The organism is Streptomyces sp. NPDC052299 (genome assembly GCF_040679335.1).
Lineage (GTDB): Bacteria > Actinomycetota > Actinomycetes > Streptomycetales > Streptomycetaceae > Streptomyces.
Genome location: NZ_JBFAUP010000030.1, coordinates 1 through 17,839, shown reverse-complemented (window position 1 = coordinate 17,839; position 17,839 = coordinate 1). Strand labels below are relative to the sequence as shown.

The following is a 17,839-nucleotide window of genomic DNA, read 5'->3' as shown; positions in this document are numbered from 1 at the left end:
TCTCTGCGATGGGGAGGGGGCCGACGACGTGGTCGGCGTGGTTCTATTCATCCGCCGGTGTGCGGAGGCGCGGATCAGGGCGTGCGGAGCCGATTGTTCGGGGGGCGGCTCGGGTGTGAACCTCTTTCCTCCATTCATCGAGCATTCCGGGCAGGTCGACTTTCCCGTTCGTTCCGATGGGGAACTCGTGCGTGACGGAAACGTACTCGGGGACCGCAGCGGCCGGCAGAACTTTGGCGAGATGGCTCTTGACCTGCCTCTCGGAAAGAGTCCCCGATTCCCTTGTGGCGACGAATGCCAATAGCTTCTCGCTGCCCGGAATTCCTTTTCCGGGCACCTGTGGAGGCGCCATGACGACGATGGAGTCCACTACTGCTGGAAGTTCCCGGATGGCCGACTCGATCTCGGTCGACTCGATCCTTACGCCGCGGACTTTTAGGCGCCGGTCATCTCGCCCGCGAAATATCACGTTTCCTTGTGCGGTTCGGTATGCCATATCGCCGGTCGCGTACGCGCGAACGCCGTCCGATACACGGAAGACAGTGCTGCTCGCCGTATCGAAGTATCCGTGCGCTATGTGCGGAGAGCGGACAACTATTTCACCGAACCCTTCGCCGGACAGCCTGGCGCCACCCTCGTCCACGAGCATCAGTTCAAAGCCTGGAGCGGCGGCCCCGAGGGGGACCATGCCCGACTGGTCACCGATGTCACCGGAATCAAGGACTCCCAGGGCGGCAATTTGAGGCGTCTCGGTTGCACCGTAGGAGGGCACGAAGGTGGCTGCGGGGGCGCTCCTCGTGAAGCTGCGAAGGTCGTCCCAATATGCCGGCTCTCCACCGAGAACCACACGACGCAGTGCGGGCAGAGGGGCTCCTTGTCCCGTCAAGAATCTTCGCGCCATTGTCGGGGTGGTATTGAGGTCGGTGATCGCGTTCTCCTGCAACCAGGCTGCGAGCTTTTCTCCGTGAGCCCATGTGCGGAGGTCAGGTATGTGGACCTGGCCGCCAATGGAAAGGGGCAGGAAAATGTCCCGCCACAGCGGGTCATGTGACAGGCCGGAGATCATGGCGAAGCGAGTGCGTGCGTCCAGCTCGAAGTCCTGTGCATACCACTGGATGAAGTGCCTGACCGCGCTGTGCGTTCCATTGACGAGCTTGGGGTGGCCGGTGGTCCCGGATGTGTGCCCGAGATACGCGTGGGCGGAGGTGCTTTCGGATATGGTTCCGCTACGGAATGCCATTTCATCGGTGGAGAGAACGGGAATTTCTGAATCTGGGCGATAGCGTGTTCCGGCAACGAGTACGCAGGCGGGTCGAGCTGCGGTGACCATTCCATGCACGCGTTTCGCCGGATACGCTGCATCCACGACGGAAACGATTGCACCTGTCATGAGGCACGCGATGACGGAAACAATCAACTGGGGGTCTCGGTTCGCGATCAAAGAGATCCGGGACCCCGGTGTGACTCCGAAATCCTGGAGGCCGCCGGCAACTGATATTGCTCGTTCTGCGAGTTCCCCGTACGTAAATGCTCCGGAAGAATGCCTTACGGCCTCGCGGTGGGGATGTGCGGTTGCCTGTTCCAGGAACGGATAGGCGATTGACTCGCGCATCGGAACGGTTCCGCAGGGGTGGCCGCTCGGCCGACCGCACGCCGCGTCCGCCCAGGGTGCAGCGGAGTGATCTGCATTCATGTCAGAAGCCCACATTCTCCGACTTCGCGTGGTTCATTTGCACGCATGGCGGTCGGCGTCGACCAGATCTTCGGGGGCCAGGGCGTCGTGGACGTCGTCATCTCGTCGACTGCGGCCGACGCCCCTCGCGGTCCGACGGCTTCGACGCAACCGCGGATGGGTCCTCGGCGTCCGTCCGGAGGGCGAAGGTCCGGGCAGCTCGGACGCAGGTCTCCACGAGGCCCTCGGCCGTGTCCGCACCGAGGATCACGAAGAAGTACCAGTCCGACGGTCCCATCAGACGGGCTCGATCACCGACGCGACGGCGCCGCTGCCAGGCGATCGTGCCGGGAAAGGCCCGTAGGTCGGTGTCGGCCGGTTCCGCGGTGATGACACCGGGCGAGGCGGGCCGGATGCTGATCCCACCGATGTGCGGAAAGGCCCGGTGAAGGGCCGGAACGCCACTGGTCAGAACCGCGTCGGCGACCAGTGACCAGGTGGAGTGGCCGTGATAGGCGCTGATCATGTCCTGGACCCAGCCGCCTCCGGCACGGGAAGCGACCTCGGAGAAGACCAGCTCACCGTCCGGACGCTCGAAGACCTCGAGGTGGCTCGGCCCGTCGTGGATGCCGAGAGCCGGGTTGATCCGGGAGTGCATCTCCCGCAGCCGGCGGTACAACTCGGGATGGTCCTCGGGCAGCAGGATCACCGATCCGTCGAGCGCGTTCTCCAGAACTGTCATCCGTGGGCGCAGATATCGGTGCACCACGAAGGTCAGCGCCTCTCCGCCGGACCAGAGCGCGTCGACGCACAACTCATCGCCCGGCACGAACTCCTCGACGATCAGATGCCGGGAGCGCTGCGCCGGATCGAAGGTCACCTCGCCGGCTGCCCGGCCCAGGTCCGCGGCGTCATCGACTCTGACCGTGGAGCTGGCTCCGAAGCCGGCGGCCGGCTTCACGACCAGCGGAGCAGTGAGCTCGCCCGCCGCCGCGGCCGCGGCGGCCCGGTCTCCGGGCTCGGGAAGGGACCGGAACTCCGCTGTGGGCACACCTGCGTCTCGGACCAATTGCTTCATCAAACGCTTGTCCCGGAGCGCGACGTGATGAATCGGCTCGGACTGACCGTCCTGGAGCAGCAACCTCAGATAGCCTGCGCCGAACTGGCTCAGCTCGTCCTGATTGCACACCCGGCTCACCGGCGGCCAGGATTGGCGCAGGTCGACGGCTACGGCCGACAGTTCGGCCAGCGAGTCGAAACTGCCCACGGTGTACACCTTCCGGCACCGTGCGAGCAGCTGGTCGTCCGTCGACTTGTACATGACGTCGGCGCGTTCCAGCACGACACAGACGTCGATGTCCCGGGAAGCCCGGGCATCGTGGTCCAGGAGCGCCGCGAGCAGTTCCGGTTGATACCTGCACACGACGACTGTGCAGGCTTCGTTCTCATCGGTCATCCGACGCCTCCATCAGGTGCTGCGGGCTCCGTGCCTCTCACCGTTCCTCGGCGCTACCGGTTGCCGGCCTCGTTGATGCGCTGGACCAGAAGGTCGGCCAGCTCGGCAAGAGAGGTCGTGTCGAAAATGTCCGCGAGCGTGCAGTCGACACCGAGTTCCTGCTCCAGGATGGTCGTCAGCTCCATGGAGGAAAGCGAATCGAAGCCGGCCGCGATCAGGTCGAGGTTCTCGTCGACTTCTCCGGAATAGACCCTCCGGACCGCGGTGATCACCGTGGCGAGAACCTTGGAGGCGAGGTCATTGGCGGTTGTGGCGTCCACTAGACTTCCTTCCAGCTCTGATCGGGAGTGTTGGTGATGCGCAGCATCAGCTCGCGGAACAGGGTGGTCCAGTGTGCTGCGGTGCCTTCGTCGATCCGCTCGGGGGGATATTCGAGCTGCATCCTCAGGCCGCCCGACTGGAGGTCCCAGATAATCCAATTGCACAAGCCCCCTCGGTTGAGCGCTGCCTCCTGCCGAAGTTTCACCGGCTCGGCTCCGTCGGCGATCCTGATTTCCTCGCCCGGTCGTGCATGCACCGAGTAGGTGAAGAGGACCGGTACGTTCTCCGCACTCACGTAGGGCTGTAGGAACTCAGGGCTTTCCTCTGCGATATTGCGGCTCGGCAGTGGGCGGCGATATGCCTCGAGGCAGGTATTGCGTGCTCGGATCAGGACGTCCCGGAAGGTCTCGCAACCGTCGAGATCGACCCGCAGCGGCATGGTGTCGACGAACATGCCGATCGTCTCCTGGAAATCCTTGTGATCACGCGAAGCCCGGAGGGTCATCATCGCCACATCGGTTTCCCCGGAGAGCTGAGCCGCGAGCAGCGCACCCGCCGCGACCAGTACGTGCCAGGTGGAGCTGCGCCCACTGCGTGCGCGGGCCCGCACCTCCGCCATCTCGTCCGGAGTCACATCCACGATGACGCTGCCGTAGTGAGGGTCATGCGCATCGGCGACCCGATCGGGGTGATCCGCAGGTGGCGCCAGGATGTGCGCGTTGGCGAGCTGACCGCCCCAGAACTCCTTGAGCTCCTTGGTCTTCGGGCTGTTCAGCCACTCCCGCTGCCATTCGGCGTACTCACCGTACTGCCGGATGGGCGGCAGGTCCGGTTCCGTCCCGGTTGTACGTGCACGGTAGAAGGCGGCCAGATCGCGCCAGAGCAGGTGGGTTGACCGTCCGTCGCCGGAGATGTGGTGGAACAGGATGGTGAGCACGGAATCCTGGTCGTCGAACCGGTGCAGGGCGGCCCGCAGCAAGGGTGTCTCGTGCATCGACATGGTGTCCGAGTGCAGCTTGATGAGGAGTTCTTCGGCGAGATCGTCGCGCGACTCGTTCGGGCCGGGCGTCAGCCGGTGCTCGGTCAACGGCACCGGCACGGGCGGCAGCACTGTCTGGTAGCCGGCTTCGCCGTCCCCGCAGCCGCAGGTGACGGTGGTGCGTAGTGACTCGTGCCTGGTCACCACGTCGTCCAACGCATGCTGCAGGGCAGCCGAGTCCACGCTTCCCTTGATCCGCCACGCCAGCGGCATGACGAACCTCGCCATGTCCTCTCCACCCGGCTGATCGACGCAGCGCGCGGACAGCTCGGCGGACAGCGGGTAGCGAACCGGCCCCTTGATGTGTGGCATCTGCCAACTACCTTCCCTTCTCGTGCTCGAGCACGAGAAGGGAAGGTATGCGCTGGAGGGGGGAGCCGACGACTCGTGGATTGCGGATGTGCGCCCTGGCCTGTCGCTGTGCCCGATGATTCCGAGGTTCCCTGGAAATGGATCGCATTCTGAGAGATGCTGCCGCGTCAGGTGCGCTCTAGGCTGTTGCAGCGAGTGCAGTCATTGCTGAACACAGAAGGCAGGGTATGTCCAGATTTAAGCTTATGTCCCTGATGGGATCTGCATTCGCCGAGCCAGGTGTTCAGCGCACGTTTGTCGTGTCGACATTCGTCGCCACGATCGGTGGCGGCATCATCCTGCCCATCAGCACCCTGTACTTCATCAAAATAGTCGGCCTGTCAGCGGCTCAAGTCGGTCTTGCCTTTACGGTGTCCGGCCTGCTGGCGATTCCGCTCTCCGTTCCTGCCGGGGCGCTTGCGGACCGAATCGGCCCGCGGCGCGTGATGATGGCGACCTTTGCCGGTCATAGCGTGGTGGGCGTTTCCTACTTGTTCGTCCAGAACTTCTGGATGCTGCTGGCTGTCCAGATGCTCTCGGCCGCCAGCCTCGCGGCCAACTACCCCGCATCCGGCGCGATGCTGCGACGGATCGGCGGCGACCAGGCGGTCACGATCAGGTCCAAGATCAGGGTGGTGGCGAACCTGGGCGTGTCCCTCGGTTCTCTGATCGCCGGCGTCGGTATTCAGATGGACACCTCCACCTCGTACCGAGCGCTGGCTCTCGCCTTCACGCTGACTCAGGTCGCCTCCCTCGCGATGCTGTTCAAGCTGCCCAACTACCAGCCGCTGCCCCGGCCGGAGAAGGAAGCCGACGGCTCCGAGGGCGCGCCGTCGAAGAGGATCGCGCTGAGAGACAAGGCGTTCCTCGCCTATTCGCTGGTCGGCGGCGCCATGGCGATACAGAACATGATCTTGGAAATCATGATCGCGGTATGGATCGTCAACTACACCGACGCGCCGGGGTGGGCAGTCACCGTCGCTTTCGTGCTCAATACAGCACTTGTCGTGCTGCTCCAGGTCAGAATCGGCGGAAAGGTTCAGTCGATCACCGACGGGGGAACGGCACTGCGCCGAGCCGGCTTCGCCCTGCTGCTGGGCTGCGCCGCGATGAGCCTGATGGCCGGTGTGCCCGCATGGGCGGCACTGCTGCTCCTGGTCGTCGGCATGGTGTTGCTGACGCTCGGCGAGATCTACTACGTGAGCGGCACCTTCGCGTTCGAGTTCGGCATGCCGCCCGCGTACGCGCAGGGCCAGTACCAAGGGGTCGCCGGCGCGGTCGCCGGAGCAGCGAAGGCTGCGGCACCCGCCCTGCTGCTGGGACTCGCGCTGAGCCTCGGCAGCACCGGCTGGATCGGGCTCGGCGCATTTCTGCTGCTCCTCGGGCTCACCGGCCCGGCCATCGCGAGGTGGGGAGAGCGCACCCGGCCGTCCGGCGAGACCACCGAAGCGCAAACGGTGGCGACCGATGCCCCAACGGGCAGCGCTTCCCCCGCCACCGACGTGGTGTAGGGAGCCACGCCCGGTCAGCGAACCGATGAAGCTTCATGTGACGTGCGCGCACGCCGATCGCCCGCAGCGAGGAGAGGGACATGCGAAAACCCGGCACCCCTGTGCATCCGCCTGCCCTCGATTTCGCAGCCGGCCTGCGAAGCCTGGAATCCGAGAAGTCCGGTCACGAACTGGCTGTGACAGGCTCCCTGCCGGACTGGCTGAGCGGCACGCTGCTGCGCAACGGTCCGGCATGCTTCGAGGCCGGAGCGCGTACGTTCGAGCACTGGTTCGACGGCCAGGCCATGCTGCACCGTTTCGCCATTGAGTCCGGCGGCCGGGTCACCTACGCCAACCGCTACATCGACACCCCGGCCGCGCGAGCGGTGTGCGCCCAGGGCCGGATCGCCTACATGGAGTTCGCCACCGACCCCTGCCGATCCCTGTTCGCACGCTTCTTCACCCCCTTCTTCACCCCCCGCATCCGCCGTGCCGCCGGCACCTCCAGCAATCCCAACGTCAACATCGCCCGCTTCGGGGAGCGGCTGGTGGCGCTGACCGAGACTCCCGTGCCGGTGGAGTTCGATGCGGAGACGCTTGCCACGGTGGGAATCGTGGACTATCAGGATGAGTTGCACGGCCAGATCACGTCGGCCCACCCGCACCAGGACCGGGCCACAGGAGACTTGGTCAACTACCTGACGCACTATTCCCGCCGTAGCGAGTACCGCGTGTACCGGCAGGCGGCGGGCGGTACGCAGCGGGAACTGGTCGGGTGTCACCGTGTCGCGGCCCCCTCGTACATGCACAGTTTCGGCATCACGGGCCGATACCTGGTGCTCGCGGAGTTCCCCCTGGTCGTCAACCCGCTGAAGCTGCTGCTCAGCGGCCGGCCCTTCATAGACAACTTCCGCTGGGAACCGCAGCGCGGCACACGCTTCGTCGTCTTCGACCTGCGTCACGGGGGCGTGCGCGGTGTCTACGAGGGGCCGGCCTGTTTTGCCTTCCACCACATCAACGCCTGGGAGGAAGGTGAGGACATAGTCCTCGACCTGGCCGCCTATCGGGATGCCACCGTCATCGACGCCTTTCGCCTGGACCGGCTGCGCGCGGGTGGCGCCGTCCCCCAGGCCTACCCCACGCGCTTCCGGATCAGCCTCGCCGACAGCCGCGTGACGGCCGAGCGACTTTCCAGTGAGTCGCTGGAACTGCCCCGGATCTCCTACGAGGCCCACAACGGGCTGCCCTACCGGTACGCCTACGGCATCGGTGCCCGCAGCGACCAGAGGGATTCCTTCGCCAACCAACTGGTCAAGCTGGACACTGTCGAACGTACGAATCGACTCTGGCACTCGCCGGGCACCTACCCGGGCGAACCCGTGTTCGTGCCGGCCCCCGGGGCAACAGCGGAGGACGACGGCGTGGTGCTGTCGATCGTCCTCGACGCCGGACCGCACGAGCCGTCCTCCTTTCTTCTCGTGCTGGACGCGCGCGACTTCACAGAACTGGCCCGAGCCCGCGCACCGCACGCCATCCCCTTCGGCTTCCACGGTGTGTTCGCCCGCTGAATGGTTCCCGCACACGTCGTTGTAGGACACGCCTCACTCACGGCCCGCTCCATGCCCGTATCCCTGCCGGCGCCGTCAGGGACGCGCCTTTTCTCGGGGAGGCATCAGGTGACGCCTGGCGAGCAGCCAGAGCAGGGCGTACCCAGCGATCAGCATCGCTACGACGAAGACCCATTGGTAGGAGCCCCCGGAGCTGTAGACCAGCTGCGGATTGCCGATGTCGAGAGCACTCGTGCGCTTGCCTGCCGTGAGTGAGTCACGATCGCTGCCGTACAGTCGGGCGGCCGTGCGCGCGACCGTTCCATCGGCAGATCGAAACGTGCCGATCCACTCGCAGGTCTCATGGCCGGGGTGGGACACGCAACTGAGCCGGCGTGCGGTGAACGTACCCGGCACACCGTCAACCGTCGCCGCATGCAAGGCGCCCCCCAGGTTGGGCAGGCCCATGTACAGCAGCAGACACGCCAGCGCCAGGAGCAGGCTCGACACGAACCACGAGGGTTCGCGGGCTCCGGCACCGCTTCCGGTCCGAGCCGGCGAGAGGGAGTCGGCCACGCCCGCCATCTCGGCCACAGCTCAGGTCTGCGGGGCGCAGGTACAGCGCACCGCCTCGTTCCCGGACTCATGCGTCCGGGTGTGCAGCACCATGGCCACCACCATGGGGAGGGTGACGAGGGCGTTGTAGAACAGGTGCAGCTCCACCCGCGGCATGACGAGCTGAATGATGCTGGTGGGGGCCGCCTTGCCGAACAGATACGAACCGGCCAGCGCCTGCGTCAGCAGGAGAAGATGCTCGAAGTGGTGCCACGTCTGAACGCCGAGCGTGACGTTCCACCAGGTGCGCGACCGGCCGCTGAATCCAGGCCGGAGCAGAATGAGCCCACCCAGCATGACCAGCGCGTAGCCGTAGTGCATCCATTCCGAGGTGACCAGCCATGGGAAGGGCATTCCCAGGACGCCACGCGCCTCGGGCACCGGCCGGCCGAGGGCATAGATCTGGATCGCCTGCGTCAGGTGCTCCGCCCAGTGCGCCAGGACAATGACCAGGAATATCCTGAGCCCGTTTTTGTGCCATGAGGTATTAAGCGCCTTGAACGCACGACGCGACCGAGATGGCGGGCCTTGTGTGCCGGTCGACATGAGTTGTCCCTCCGAGTTCCGGAATCAGCTTCCTCATTGCAGCAGCCGCCCGAACAGCAGTCTTCTTCCGGCGTGCTGATTTCCCGGAATCCGTGTATCCGTGTGTCCGTAGAGGACCGGAGGAGGTTCAAGGGGCGGCCCGGAGGCATGAGCTCCGCACTCTGGGAGTTGGCTGCCAAGGGTGTGTGTCCCGACTATGAGCACGCCCCTGTCGACTCCGGATGAGGAATGGGACGCCGTGCCCCACATCGAGATTGCCAATGATCTTCCCGGAATCAGCGGACTGTTTGTCCAGCGCCCGGACACGGCGGGTGTTCTGTCGCAGCTCGCCGACACTCTCCTGCGCGAAGGCGAGTCGCCTTTGAGCCGGGGCGAGCGCGAGCTGATCGCCGCCTACGTGAGCCATCTGAACTGCACGGCCTACTGCGCCGGCTCCCACAGCGCGTTCGCGGCAGCGCAGCTGGACGGCGGCGCCGAATTGGTCGCGTCGGTACTCGCGGATGCCGACCGGGCCCCCATCTCTCCGCTGATCCGGGCACTGCTGAAGGTCGCCGCCGAAATACAGGCGAAGGCCGCCCCGGTCTCCGACACCACGATCGCTGCGGCCCGCGCCGAAGGTGCGACGGACGACCACATCCACGACACGGTACTGATCGCAGCCGCGTTCGCGATGTTCAACCGCTACGTGAGCGGACTCGCAACGGCCCTGCCGACCGACCCGTCGTTCTACAACGCCGTGGCCGACGTCGTCGTCGTACGCGGATACAGCGGAGCGCGCTGACGCTCGCCCCCATGTGCCTCTAGGAGGGTGTATGGCCTGGTCCCTTGCTTATGCTCCCGGCCAGAAGGGCAGGACGGCGCTGGTGACCGGCGCGTCCGCAGGCATCGGGCTCGAGACCGCCCGAGCGCTCGCGGCTCGCGGGGCACATGTGATCCTCGCCTGCCGCAGCTTGGAGCGAGGCCGGGCCGCGGCCACGCGGATCGGCGGCAGCACGGAGATCGTCCTGCTGGACCTCGCATCCCTGGACTCCATCCACCGGGCGGCGGCGGAGGTGCTCGACCGGCACGACCGGCTGGACCTGCTGATCAACAACGCCGGGGTGATGTTCCCGTCGTACCAGCGCACCGAGGACGGCTTCGAGGCCCACTTCGGAGTCAACCACCTCGGCCACTTCGCGCTCACGGGACTGTTGCTGCCATCGATGATCCCGGTGCCCGATTCCCGGATCGTCACGGTCGCGAGCCTGGCGCACCGGGCGGGCTTCGGTGGTGTTGATGCCGCCCGCGCCCGGTCCGATGACGGCCGGCGATCGGTGACCGCGTACGGACGTTCCAAGCTCGCCAACCTGCTGTTCGCGAGGGAGTTGCAGCACCGGCTCACCACCGCGGGCGCCGCCACGACGTCCCTGGCTGCGCATCCGGGGCTGTCACCGACCCGGCTGTGGAGCGGAGACCCGCCTGCGCTGCTACGCCCAGTCGTGGCGGCGGGGCTCCGATGGCTGGCCCACCCCGCGGATCAGGCGGCGCTGCCTTCGCTGCGGGCGGCCATGGACGCCGATGTGCCGGGCGGTGCGTATCTCGGTCCGTCGGGGCTCTTCGGGAACCGGGGGAGACCCGGGCCGGCGTCGTCCAGCCGGGCTTCCCGAAGCAAGGGGGCGCGGGCACGGCTGTGGGCCCTGTCCGAGGAACTGACCGGGGTCCAGTACACGTACGAGCCCACGACCGCGGAGGCGTCGGACGACACCGTGCGCCCACGTGCCGGCAGGCAGGGGCGAGGGTAGTGCCGGGCAAGCGCGTCGTGCCGTACGCGAAGCTGCCCCGCTCGGTCGCGGCGTGGGCCTGGTTGTGGCGGAGCTTCGACATGCTGCTCCCGGACGTGCCGGGCGCCGCGCCGCAGGCGGAGCCGCCGACGACGTACGAACACGAGCAGACCGGCCCCCGGCCGGAGGACGACGCGGAGACCGCTTGCTCGTCGGAAGGCCAAGTGCCCCCGTGAAGACGGCTCTTCGAAGTGGACGCATGACGTTCGTGCCGCGTGCTCGATACGCCGCTGAGGTGCACGAAGCAGCCGCTGCCCAGCGCGACACCCCCCTCAACCCTGAATGGAAGGGCGACACCTCATGACGCAGACAGTGCAGCGGAGTACGAAAGCCGCGACCCGTCCGCCTTCGTTCTTCTTCAACGGCCACGTGCCCCGGCGACGCGCACTGATCGTGACCCTCAGTGCGCTGTTTGGCTTCGCGCTCACAGTGGTCTGGTCGGCGAAGTTCGTCGACCAGACCATCGGTGACAACGTGGCGAATACGCTCCTGGGCCACCCCGCCAAGGAGACGCCGATCGCCGGCGCCCTGGCGGGCCTCGCCTTTGCCCTGGCCACCGGCATCGCAGGAACGTTCACGGCGTGCAACGTCGCCGTGTTCAGTGCATTGGCGCCACTGACCGGTGCTGGAGCCACCTCACGACGGGGTCGTATGGCCGCCGCGCTGCGCCCCGTCGGCCTGCTCGCACTGGGCGCTGTCATCGTGTCGGCGCTGTACGGCACGGTCGTCGGCCTGGTGGGCGCGGGCATGCCGCAGTTCGAGCAGGGCCAGGGCGGCGGGGGCTTCTCCGGGCGACTCATACAGGCCATGGTGGTGTTCGGGCTGATCGGCCTGGTCATGACGTACCTCGGGCTGGCCGCGCTGGGCGTGGTGCGCGACCCGCTGGCAAACGTGTCCCGGGTTCTGCCGGGTGCTCCCCTGCTTTTCATGGGCGGCCTGATCGGCGCGTTCCTCATCGGTCGGCCGTTCCCGCTGTTCAGGCAGCTGTTCCAGGATGCCGCCGAGAGCCGGAACTCGCTTTTCGCAGCGCTGGAGTTCGCCCTGCAGAGCCTCGGCAACATCACGGTCATGGCGATGGTGTTCCTGGTCGTCACGGGTCTCTTCGGGGACCGGATTCACCGAGCGCTGACGAATCGCCCGAGCCGTGCGTCGGCTCTGATGGCGGGGGCGTTCCTCGCTGCCGGCATCTTTATGATCCTTTACTGGGACGTACGCCTCCTGGCCGCCCGTGACCTGATCTGGTATCCGATGGCGCCCTGGGTCGCGTGAGCGCGTGGACCCGAAACACCGTGTGAGCGGCAGCCCGCCTGCCCCGGACGGTACGCATCTTCCGCCATGCCGGGTCCGGTCCGCCGGAGCGGCACGGCGGAGGATGCGGGGGCGGACGCCCGTTGGCAGGCTGCTGCGCGGCAGGGGGCCGGTTCGTGACCGGCCCGAATCGATGGGTCAGAGGGACGACCATGCGGCTTGACGTGCAGGGAGCGGTCACGATCGCACACGTGGGCTGGGAAGAAGCCCTGGAGAGGAACTGGCACGACCCTGCCTGCGATGTCGACATCGTCAGGGTGAGGCTGGCAGACCTTGACCGGCGTCCCGCGCTTGAAGCTGCCGGCTTTCTGGTCAAGCCGGCGTGGGTGAACTGGTTGGCTCCCCTGACGGATTCGGCGGCCACGTTCCGACAGCGCCTGTCGGTCAGCGAGCGCAAGAGTCACCGCAATGCCGCGCGGGCAGCCGTCACGAGCGGCATTACGGTTGGCGTCCTCGACCACGTCGGGGAGGAGGATCTGCGGGGCTTCCTCGAACTGTACGAGCGGCAGATCTCCGCGATGCCTCACGGGGTCAATTACGCCAGGCGGCAGGAGCGGCTCCTGCTGCGCGACCTGCCCTCTCTCCTCGGGGTGTTCGCGCACGCCGACGGCGTCCTCGTCGGCGGTTGCCTGTGCTCGCTGCGGCCCGACCAGTCTCTCGTTCACGTCAGGTTCTCCGCGGCAGCGGACTCGGCCCGGCAAGGCATGCTCTCGCGTCTGATGTACACCGCTGCCTTCGACGCGGCACGGGAGCGCGGCTACACCTGGGCCTCACTGGGCAGCGACCCTTCCCTCCTCGGGCACACGGCCCAACCGGGACTCTTCGGGTTCAAGGCCCGGTTCAGCTTCACCCCGATTCCCATGCAGACCGTGCAGCCCAAGGCCGCCGGGGACGAAGCGGAGCTCGTCGTACGGATGCGGGCGCTGGCGCAGCCCTCACTGTCGATCGCCTACCACGGGGACCGGCCGATGCCGGCGTTCGAAGGCCTGCCGGCCTCACTGCCCCTGCGCGGGGTCCTCCTGTCGGCGACGCCCGACGCAACGCCTCCGGTCTGGGTTCCGAGCTCCCCCATCCCGGTCAGCCATCGCATCGTCCCTGGCCAGCAGGAGACCCGCGGTGCCACACGCTGAGCGTATACGGATGGCGCCGTCAGGAGGTCGGATGCGGTCCGGTCTCCTGGGGTCACCGGGCTGTCACCCGGGGCCCGGGGGCAGGTGGACGGTCATGATCAGATGGCAGGTCCGGGTGCCCGCGCCGCGGTAGGTGTGGGTGGCGTCGGCGTCGAAGGTGGCGCTCTGTCCGGCGGCGACGGGGTATTCGGTGCCGTCGACGACGAGGACCATCTCGCCCGCGGTGACACTGACGGTCTCGGTCACGCCGGCCTGGTGGGGGTGGCTGGGGTACTCCTCGCCGGGTTCCAGGGTCCAGCGCCAGACCTCGGTGGGCGCCGGACCACCGGTGGTCAGCATGAGCCGCGCCTCGCTGCCGCGCTCGCCCTTCCACAGGGGCATGACGGCGTCGGCGTCCACCACCCGCACCCGCTGTTCGGGGCGGCCTTCGGTCAGGGCGGAGACGGAGGCGCCGAGGGAGTCGGCGAGGCGGACCAGGGTGGCGAAGTTCGGGTTGCCCTGGGCCTTCTCCAGAGCGACGAGGGCTCCCTTGCTGACCTTGGCCCGGCGGCCGAGTTCGTCCAGGGACAGTCCGGCACGGATGCGGGCCGCGCGGACGTTGTGCGCCAGTGTCCGCAGCGCCACGTCGGTCTCGGTCATCCCATCACCCCTCCAAGCAGGTAGGTCACTGCATTGGACCACGTAGTCGTTCGGTTGACGATTTGCGGTCGGTGCGTTGTACGGTGGAGTCGTTCCATTGATGGTAAGGGATGTACCACCTGTGATCGCTCTGCTGCTGGCCCTGGGCAGTTCCCTGGCCTACGGGTGCGCCGACTTCCTCGGCGGCCTCGGTGCCCGCAAGGCCCACGTCCTGCGGACCGTGATGGTCGCCGCTCCGGCCTCGCTCACGGTCGAGCTGCTGCTGTGGCCCTTCCTCGGTGCCTCCTTCGCGCCGGCCACCCTCGCCTGGGGCGCTGCCTCCGGCGTCGCCTCGGCCGCCGCGTTCGCCCTGCTCTACAAGACGCTGGCGATCGGGCCGATGAACGTGCTCTCCCCGATCACCGCACTCATCTCGGCGATGCTGCCGGTGGGCATCGGTCTGGTGCAGGGCGAGCACTTGGGCCCGGCCGGTCTGATCGGCCTGCCGCTGGCGCTGGCGGCCGTGGTGCTGGTCAGCGCCGGGCACGGCGCGAAGTCGGCCCGCCCTTCGCGCGCCGCGCTGCTGTCGGCCTTCGGCGCCGGCACCGCGATCGCGCTGCAACTGGTCTTCCTGCACCAGGCGCCCTCCGACAGCGGGGTGGGCCCGCTGATCGTCGGCCGTGCCGTCTCCTCCGCCGTCACCCTGGCCGCCGCCGGCGTGATGTTCCGCCGCCTGGGCCCGGAGAAGCCCGCGTACGGGATCTCGGCGGCGGCCGGTGTGCTGGACTCGGTGGCCAACCTGCTGTTCCTGCTCGCCGCCCGCAGCGGTGACCTGGCCGTCGTCGCCGTGATCACCGCCCTGTATCCGGCGGGCACCGTACTGCTCGCCCGCAGCGTCCTTTCCGAACGCATCCACCGAGGACAGCTCATCGGCCTGGGCACCGCCGCCGTGGCCGTCAGCCTCCTCGCCCTCACCTGATCCCTGCCCCCTGCCTCTGGAAGGAGCCCGGCATGTTCATCCAGCCCTGGGACGCCGCCCTGGACGACGCCGAATGGCAGACCTGGATCGCGGAGGGCCACGACTTCGGCATCCTCGGCGTCAACGGCCTGCCCGGACACCCGCCGACCGTCGTGCCCACCCACTTCGCCGTCGACGGCACGGCCCTGCTCGTGCATCTCGCCCGCCCCAACCCCATCTGGAAGACGATCGAGGCCGACCCGAACGTCACCTTCACCGTCACCGGCGACTACGCCTTCATCCCCGGCCCCTGGCGCGCCAAGCCCGACGTCCCAGCCACCGAAGGCGTCCCCACCAGCTACTACGCCGCCGTCCAGTTCACCTGCCAGGCCACCATCGTCGACGAGCCGCAGGCCAAGGCCGAGCTGCTGCGCCGCCAGATGGCCCACTTCCAGCCCGACGGCGACCACGCCCCCATCGAGGTCGACCAGCCCCCGTACGGGCGGATGCTGCCCGGCATCCGCGGCCTCCGCCTCGACGTCACCGACGTGCGGGCGAAATTCAAGTACGACGACCACAAACCCGTCGAGCAGCGCACCGACACCGCCCGCCGGCTCACCGCACGCGGCACCGCCCTGGACGCACCCACCGCCGCCCAGCAGCTCCGCCGCCTGGACCGCATCGGCACCTGGAACCCCTGACCCCTCTCACCCCCCAGCCCACCCTCCCGGAACGGAGCCGTTCAGCATGACCACTTTCCGTATCAGCCCCGCCGTCGCCGACGCCTTCCCCGACACCTTGATCGCCATCGTCACCGCCACCGGCCTGAACGGCCGCGAGCCCTGGCCCCGCACCACCACCGCCCTGCAGGACCTGGAGCAAGACCTCGCCTCCGGCACCTGGGCTCCCGCCGACGAGAGCGACCCGCGCATCGAGGCGTGGCACACCGCCTACCGCTCCTTCGGCACCAAGCCCCGCCGCATCCGCCCCAGCGTCGACGCCCTCGGCCGCCGCCTGGCCAAGAAGGGAACCCTGCCCCGGATCAACCCGGCCGTCGACTCCTACAACACCGTCTCCGTCCGCCACGGCCTGCCCGCCGGAGCCTTCGACCTCGACCACGTCACCGGCGACGTCGAGATCCGCTACGCCGACGGCAGCGAGACGTTCACCCCGCTCGGCGAACCCGACACCGTCGAGCACCCCAAGCCCGGCGAGATCATCTACACCGACAGCACCGATGTCCTCACCCGGCACTGGAACCACCGGGATGCCCACCGCACCCGCGTCACCGAGGACTCCACCCACGTCGCGTTTGTCCTGGAAACCCTGACCGCTACCCGCGACGGGCACCTCCTGACCACGGCCGCCGAGGAGTTGCAGGACCTGCTCACCGGCCACTCCGCCCAGAGCACCGTCCACCACCTCAGCCCCGCCCACCCGCAGGTCACCCTCTGACTCCGATCCTCTTTACGGGGGAGGCCAGAAGCAGCGCTCATGCGGAAGCGTCTGCCGCCTGGGCCCTCAGCGCCCGCTCGATGCCCGACCGCGACTCCGACACCAGCCGACGCAGCGCGGCGCTCGGTTCCGCGGAGGCCAGCCACGCATCCGTCGCGTCCAGGGTCGCCCGCGACACCTGCAGCGAGGGGAACAGGTCGACCACGATCTGCTGGACCATGTCCTGCGAACGGGACCCGGACTCCCAAATGTCCTTGACCGCCGCGAAGTACTTCTCCGTATACGGGGCGAGCAGCTCGCGCTGATCGGCTTGGACGAAGCCGGTGATCACCGCTTGGTGCACAGCGTTCGGCAAATCGTCGGACTCGACGACCGCGGCCCAGGCCTCCGCCTTCGCCTGAGCGGTGGGCCGGGCCGCCCGCGCGGTGGCCGCGTGCCGTTCGCCCGCCGCAGTCTTGTCCCGCTGGTACTCGGCCTCGATGACTTCCTCGTCGGCCCGCCCGGTGGCCGCGAGGCGTTCGACGAACGCCCAGCGCAGCTCGGTGTCGACGGCGAGGCCCTTCACCGTCCGGTCGCCGTCGAGCCATGCCCGCAGCAGGTCCAGCTGCTCGTCGGTGCGGGCCGTGGCAGCGAATGCCTGCGCCCAGGCCAGCTGGTGGTCGCTGCCGGGCTCGGCGGCGCGCAGGTGCGCGAGCGTCGCCTCGGTCCACTGCGTCAGGCCCGCCTCGCGCCATTCCGGCGTCGCGTACAGGTCGATCGCCGTCTTGACCTGGCGGTGCAGCGACTGCACGACGCCGATGTCCGACTCCTTGCCGATCCCGGAAAGGACGAGGGAGAGGTAGTCGCGGGTGGCCAGCTCGCCGTCGCGGGTCATGTCCCAGGCGGAGGCCCAGCACAGGGCGCGCGGCAGGGATTCGGTGAAGTCGCCCAGGTGCTCGGTGACGACCCGCAGCGACTCCTCGTCCAGGCGGACCTTCGCGTACGACAGGTCGTCGTCGTTGAGCAGGACGACCGCCGAGCGGCGCTTGCCCAGCAGCTGCGGGACCGGAGTCAGTTCACCGTCGACGTCCAGTTCGATGCGGTCCGTGCGAACGAGCTCACCGTCCTCGAGATCGTACAGACCGATCGCGATCCGGTGCGGCCGCAGCGTCGGCTCGCCCTTGGCGCCCTCGGGCAGCGCGGGGGCCTCCTGCCGTACGGCGAAGGAAGTGATGGTGCCGTTGGTGTCCGTCTCGATGTGCGGGCGCAGGACGTTTATGCCCGCGGTCTCCAGCCATGCCTTCGACCAGGACCTCAGGTCGCGACCGCTGGTCTCCTCCAGGGCGCTGAGGAGGTCGGACAGGCGGGTGTTCTTGAAGGCATGCGCCTTGCAATAGGCCTGCACACCGCTGAAGAACGCGTCCATGCCGACGTACGCCACGAGCTGCTTGAGGACCGAGGCGCCCTTGGCGTACGTGATGCCGTCGAAGTTGACCAGGACGTCGTCCAGGTCGCGGATGTCGGCCATGATCGG

General features: G+C 67.8%; 18 protein-coding genes. 10 read left to right on the top strand and 8 right to left on the bottom strand.

The window, feature by feature from the left end; all coding sequences use genetic code 11:
* Window positions 1-43: 43 nt before the first annotated feature.
* The 4 genes from AB0L33_RS32915 to AB0L33_RS32900 all read right to left on the bottom strand — a co-directional run bounded on the left by AB0L33_RS32915 (window position 44) and on the right by AB0L33_RS32900 (window position 4,800).
* Window positions 44-1,612 (bottom strand): AMP-binding protein, encoded by a 1,569-nt coding sequence (locus AB0L33_RS32915; RefSeq protein WP_365687252.1) that lies wholly within the window; start codon window positions 1,610-1,612, stop codon window positions 44-46.
* 178 nt (window positions 1,613-1,790) lie between these two features.
* Window positions 1,791-3,128, bottom strand: a complete 1,338-nt coding sequence (locus AB0L33_RS32910; RefSeq protein ID WP_365687250.1) for an ATP-grasp domain-containing protein — start codon at window positions 3,126-3,128, stop codon at window positions 1,791-1,793.
* 53 nt (window positions 3,129-3,181) lie between these two features.
* Window positions 3,182-3,448, bottom strand: coding sequence for an acyl carrier protein (locus tag AB0L33_RS32905; protein ID WP_365687249.1), 267 nt, complete (start codon window positions 3,446-3,448; stop codon window positions 3,182-3,184).
* Entirely contained in the window at window positions 3,448-4,800 is a 1,353-nt protein-coding gene (locus AB0L33_RS32900) for a condensation domain-containing protein (RefSeq protein WP_365687248.1), read from the bottom strand. Before AB0L33_RS32900 ends, AB0L33_RS32905 begins: the two co-directional genes overlap by 1 nt.
* Before the next feature lie 254 nt (window positions 4,801-5,054).
* Here AB0L33_RS32900 and AB0L33_RS32895 point away from each other — a divergent pair, with 254 nt between their 5' ends.
* Both AB0L33_RS32895 and AB0L33_RS32890 read left to right on the top strand, forming a co-directional pair.
* The gene (locus tag AB0L33_RS32895; RefSeq protein WP_365687247.1) at window positions 5,055-6,350 is read left to right on the top strand and encodes an MFS transporter; all 1,296 of its coding nucleotides are present in this window, start codon (window positions 5,055-5,057) and stop codon (window positions 6,348-6,350) included.
* Between the two features lie 80 nt (window positions 6,351-6,430).
* The gene (locus AB0L33_RS32890; RefSeq protein ID WP_365687245.1) at window positions 6,431-7,897 is read left to right on the top strand and encodes a carotenoid oxygenase family protein; all 1,467 of its coding nucleotides are present in this window, start codon (window positions 6,431-6,433) and stop codon (window positions 7,895-7,897) included.
* Between the two features lie 75 nt (window positions 7,898-7,972).
* Here AB0L33_RS32890 and AB0L33_RS32885 read toward each other — a convergent pair whose 3' ends face one another.
* The gene (locus AB0L33_RS32885; protein WP_365687243.1) at window positions 7,973-8,386 is read right to left on the bottom strand and encodes a hypothetical protein; all 414 of its coding nucleotides are present in this window, start codon (window positions 8,384-8,386) and stop codon (window positions 7,973-7,975) included.
* Between the two features lie 87 nt (window positions 8,387-8,473).
* Window positions 8,474-9,037 (bottom strand): hypothetical protein, encoded by a 564-nt coding sequence (locus AB0L33_RS32880; protein ID WP_365687241.1) that lies wholly within the window; start codon window positions 9,035-9,037, stop codon window positions 8,474-8,476.
* Window positions 9,038-9,275: 238 nt separating this feature from the next.
* Between AB0L33_RS32880 and AB0L33_RS32875 the strand changes: the two genes are divergently transcribed.
* The 5 genes from AB0L33_RS32875 to AB0L33_RS32855 all read left to right on the top strand — a co-directional run bounded on the left by AB0L33_RS32875 (window position 9,276) and on the right by AB0L33_RS32855 (window position 13,295).
* A complete protein-coding gene (locus AB0L33_RS32875) occupies window positions 9,276-9,818 on the top strand; it encodes a peroxidase-related enzyme (protein WP_365687288.1) in 543 nt (180 codons plus the stop codon).
* A 31-nt stretch (window positions 9,819-9,849) separates the two neighbouring features.
* Window positions 9,850-10,818: an oxidoreductase gene (locus AB0L33_RS32870; protein WP_365687240.1), complete on the top strand. Its 969-nt coding sequence runs from the start codon at window positions 9,850-9,852 to the stop codon at window positions 10,816-10,818.
* Complete coding sequence (locus tag AB0L33_RS32865) at window positions 10,818-11,033, top strand: hypothetical protein (RefSeq protein ID WP_365687239.1); 216 nt, start codon at window positions 10,818-10,820, stop codon at window positions 11,031-11,033. Before AB0L33_RS32870 ends, AB0L33_RS32865 begins: the two co-directional genes overlap by 1 nt.
* A gap of 124 nt (window positions 11,034-11,157) precedes the next feature.
* On the top strand, window positions 11,158-12,126 hold the full coding sequence (locus tag AB0L33_RS32860) for a hypothetical protein (protein ID WP_365687238.1): 969 nt from the start codon (window positions 11,158-11,160) through the stop codon (window positions 12,124-12,126).
* A 191-nt stretch (window positions 12,127-12,317) separates the two neighbouring features.
* Window positions 12,318-13,295 carry a GNAT family N-acetyltransferase gene (locus AB0L33_RS32855; protein ID WP_365687237.1) on the top strand — a complete coding sequence of 326 codons (978 nt, stop codon included), beginning with the start codon at window positions 12,318-12,320 and terminating at the stop codon, window positions 13,293-13,295.
* Window positions 13,296-13,358: 63 nt separating this feature from the next.
* On the opposite strand, the gene AB0L33_RS32850 is transcribed toward AB0L33_RS32855, so the two are convergent.
* Window positions 13,359-13,934 (bottom strand): XRE family transcriptional regulator, encoded by a 576-nt coding sequence (locus AB0L33_RS32850; RefSeq protein ID WP_365687236.1) that lies wholly within the window; start codon window positions 13,932-13,934, stop codon window positions 13,359-13,361.
* Window positions 13,935-14,055: 121 nt separating this feature from the next.
* Between AB0L33_RS32850 and AB0L33_RS32845 the strand changes: the two genes are divergently transcribed.
* The 3 genes from AB0L33_RS32845 to AB0L33_RS32835 are packed head-to-tail and all read left to right on the top strand — an operon-like array spanning window position 14,056 to window position 16,326.
* The gene (locus AB0L33_RS32845) at window positions 14,056-14,892 is read left to right on the top strand and encodes a DMT family transporter (protein ID WP_365687234.1); all 837 of its coding nucleotides are present in this window, start codon (window positions 14,056-14,058) and stop codon (window positions 14,890-14,892) included.
* A 32-nt stretch (window positions 14,893-14,924) separates the two neighbouring features.
* The gene (locus tag AB0L33_RS32840; RefSeq protein ID WP_365687232.1) at window positions 14,925-15,572 is read left to right on the top strand and encodes an FMN-binding negative transcriptional regulator; all 648 of its coding nucleotides are present in this window, start codon (window positions 14,925-14,927) and stop codon (window positions 15,570-15,572) included.
* A gap of 46 nt (window positions 15,573-15,618) precedes the next feature.
* Complete coding sequence (locus AB0L33_RS32835) at window positions 15,619-16,326, top strand: phenylalanine--tRNA ligase beta subunit-related protein (RefSeq protein WP_365687230.1); 708 nt, start codon at window positions 15,619-15,621, stop codon at window positions 16,324-16,326.
* Between the two features lie 37 nt (window positions 16,327-16,363).
* Here AB0L33_RS32835 and AB0L33_RS32830 read toward each other — a convergent pair.
* Window positions 16,364-17,839 (bottom strand): ERAP1-like C-terminal domain-containing protein (locus AB0L33_RS32830; protein WP_365687228.1); only part of this gene is annotated, 1,476 nt, incomplete at its 5' end.

Bases quoted from the DNA above. Each gene is read 5' to 3' on its own strand.
- AB0L33_RS32890 (WP_365687245.1), top strand. From the start codon at position 6,431: ATGCGAAAACCCGGCACCCCTGTGCATCCGCCTGCCCTCGATTTCGCA.
- AB0L33_RS32915 (WP_365687252.1), bottom strand. From the start codon at position 1,612: ATGCGCGAGTCAATCGCCTATCCGTTCCTGGAACAGGCAACCGCACAT.
- AB0L33_RS32835 (WP_365687230.1), top strand. From the start codon at position 15,619: ATGACCACTTTCCGTATCAGCCCCGCCGTCGCCGACGCCTTCCCCGAC.
- AB0L33_RS32855 (WP_365687237.1), top strand. From the start codon at position 12,318: ATGCGGCTTGACGTGCAGGGAGCGGTCACGATCGCACACGTGGGCTGG.
- AB0L33_RS32910 (WP_365687250.1), bottom strand. From the start codon at position 3,128: ATGACCGATGAGAACGAAGCCTGCACAGTCGTCGTGTGCAGGTATCAA.
- AB0L33_RS32880 (WP_365687241.1), bottom strand. From the start codon at position 9,037: ATGTCGACCGGCACACAAGGCCCGCCATCTCGGTCGCGTCGTGCGTTC.
- AB0L33_RS32840 (WP_365687232.1), top strand. From the start codon at position 14,925: ATGTTCATCCAGCCCTGGGACGCCGCCCTGGACGACGCCGAATGGCAG.
- AB0L33_RS32900 (WP_365687248.1), bottom strand. From the start codon at position 4,800: ATGCCACACATCAAGGGGCCGGTTCGCTACCCGCTGTCCGCCGAGCTG.
- AB0L33_RS32860 (WP_365687238.1), top strand. From the start codon at position 11,158: ATGACGCAGACAGTGCAGCGGAGTACGAAAGCCGCGACCCGTCCGCCT.
- AB0L33_RS32895 (WP_365687247.1), top strand. From the start codon at position 5,055: ATGGGATCTGCATTCGCCGAGCCAGGTGTTCAGCGCACGTTTGTCGTG.
- AB0L33_RS32850 (WP_365687236.1), bottom strand. From the start codon at position 13,934: ATGACCGAGACCGACGTGGCGCTGCGGACACTGGCGCACAACGTCCGC.
- AB0L33_RS32870 (WP_365687240.1), top strand. From the start codon at position 9,850: ATGGCCTGGTCCCTTGCTTATGCTCCCGGCCAGAAGGGCAGGACGGCG.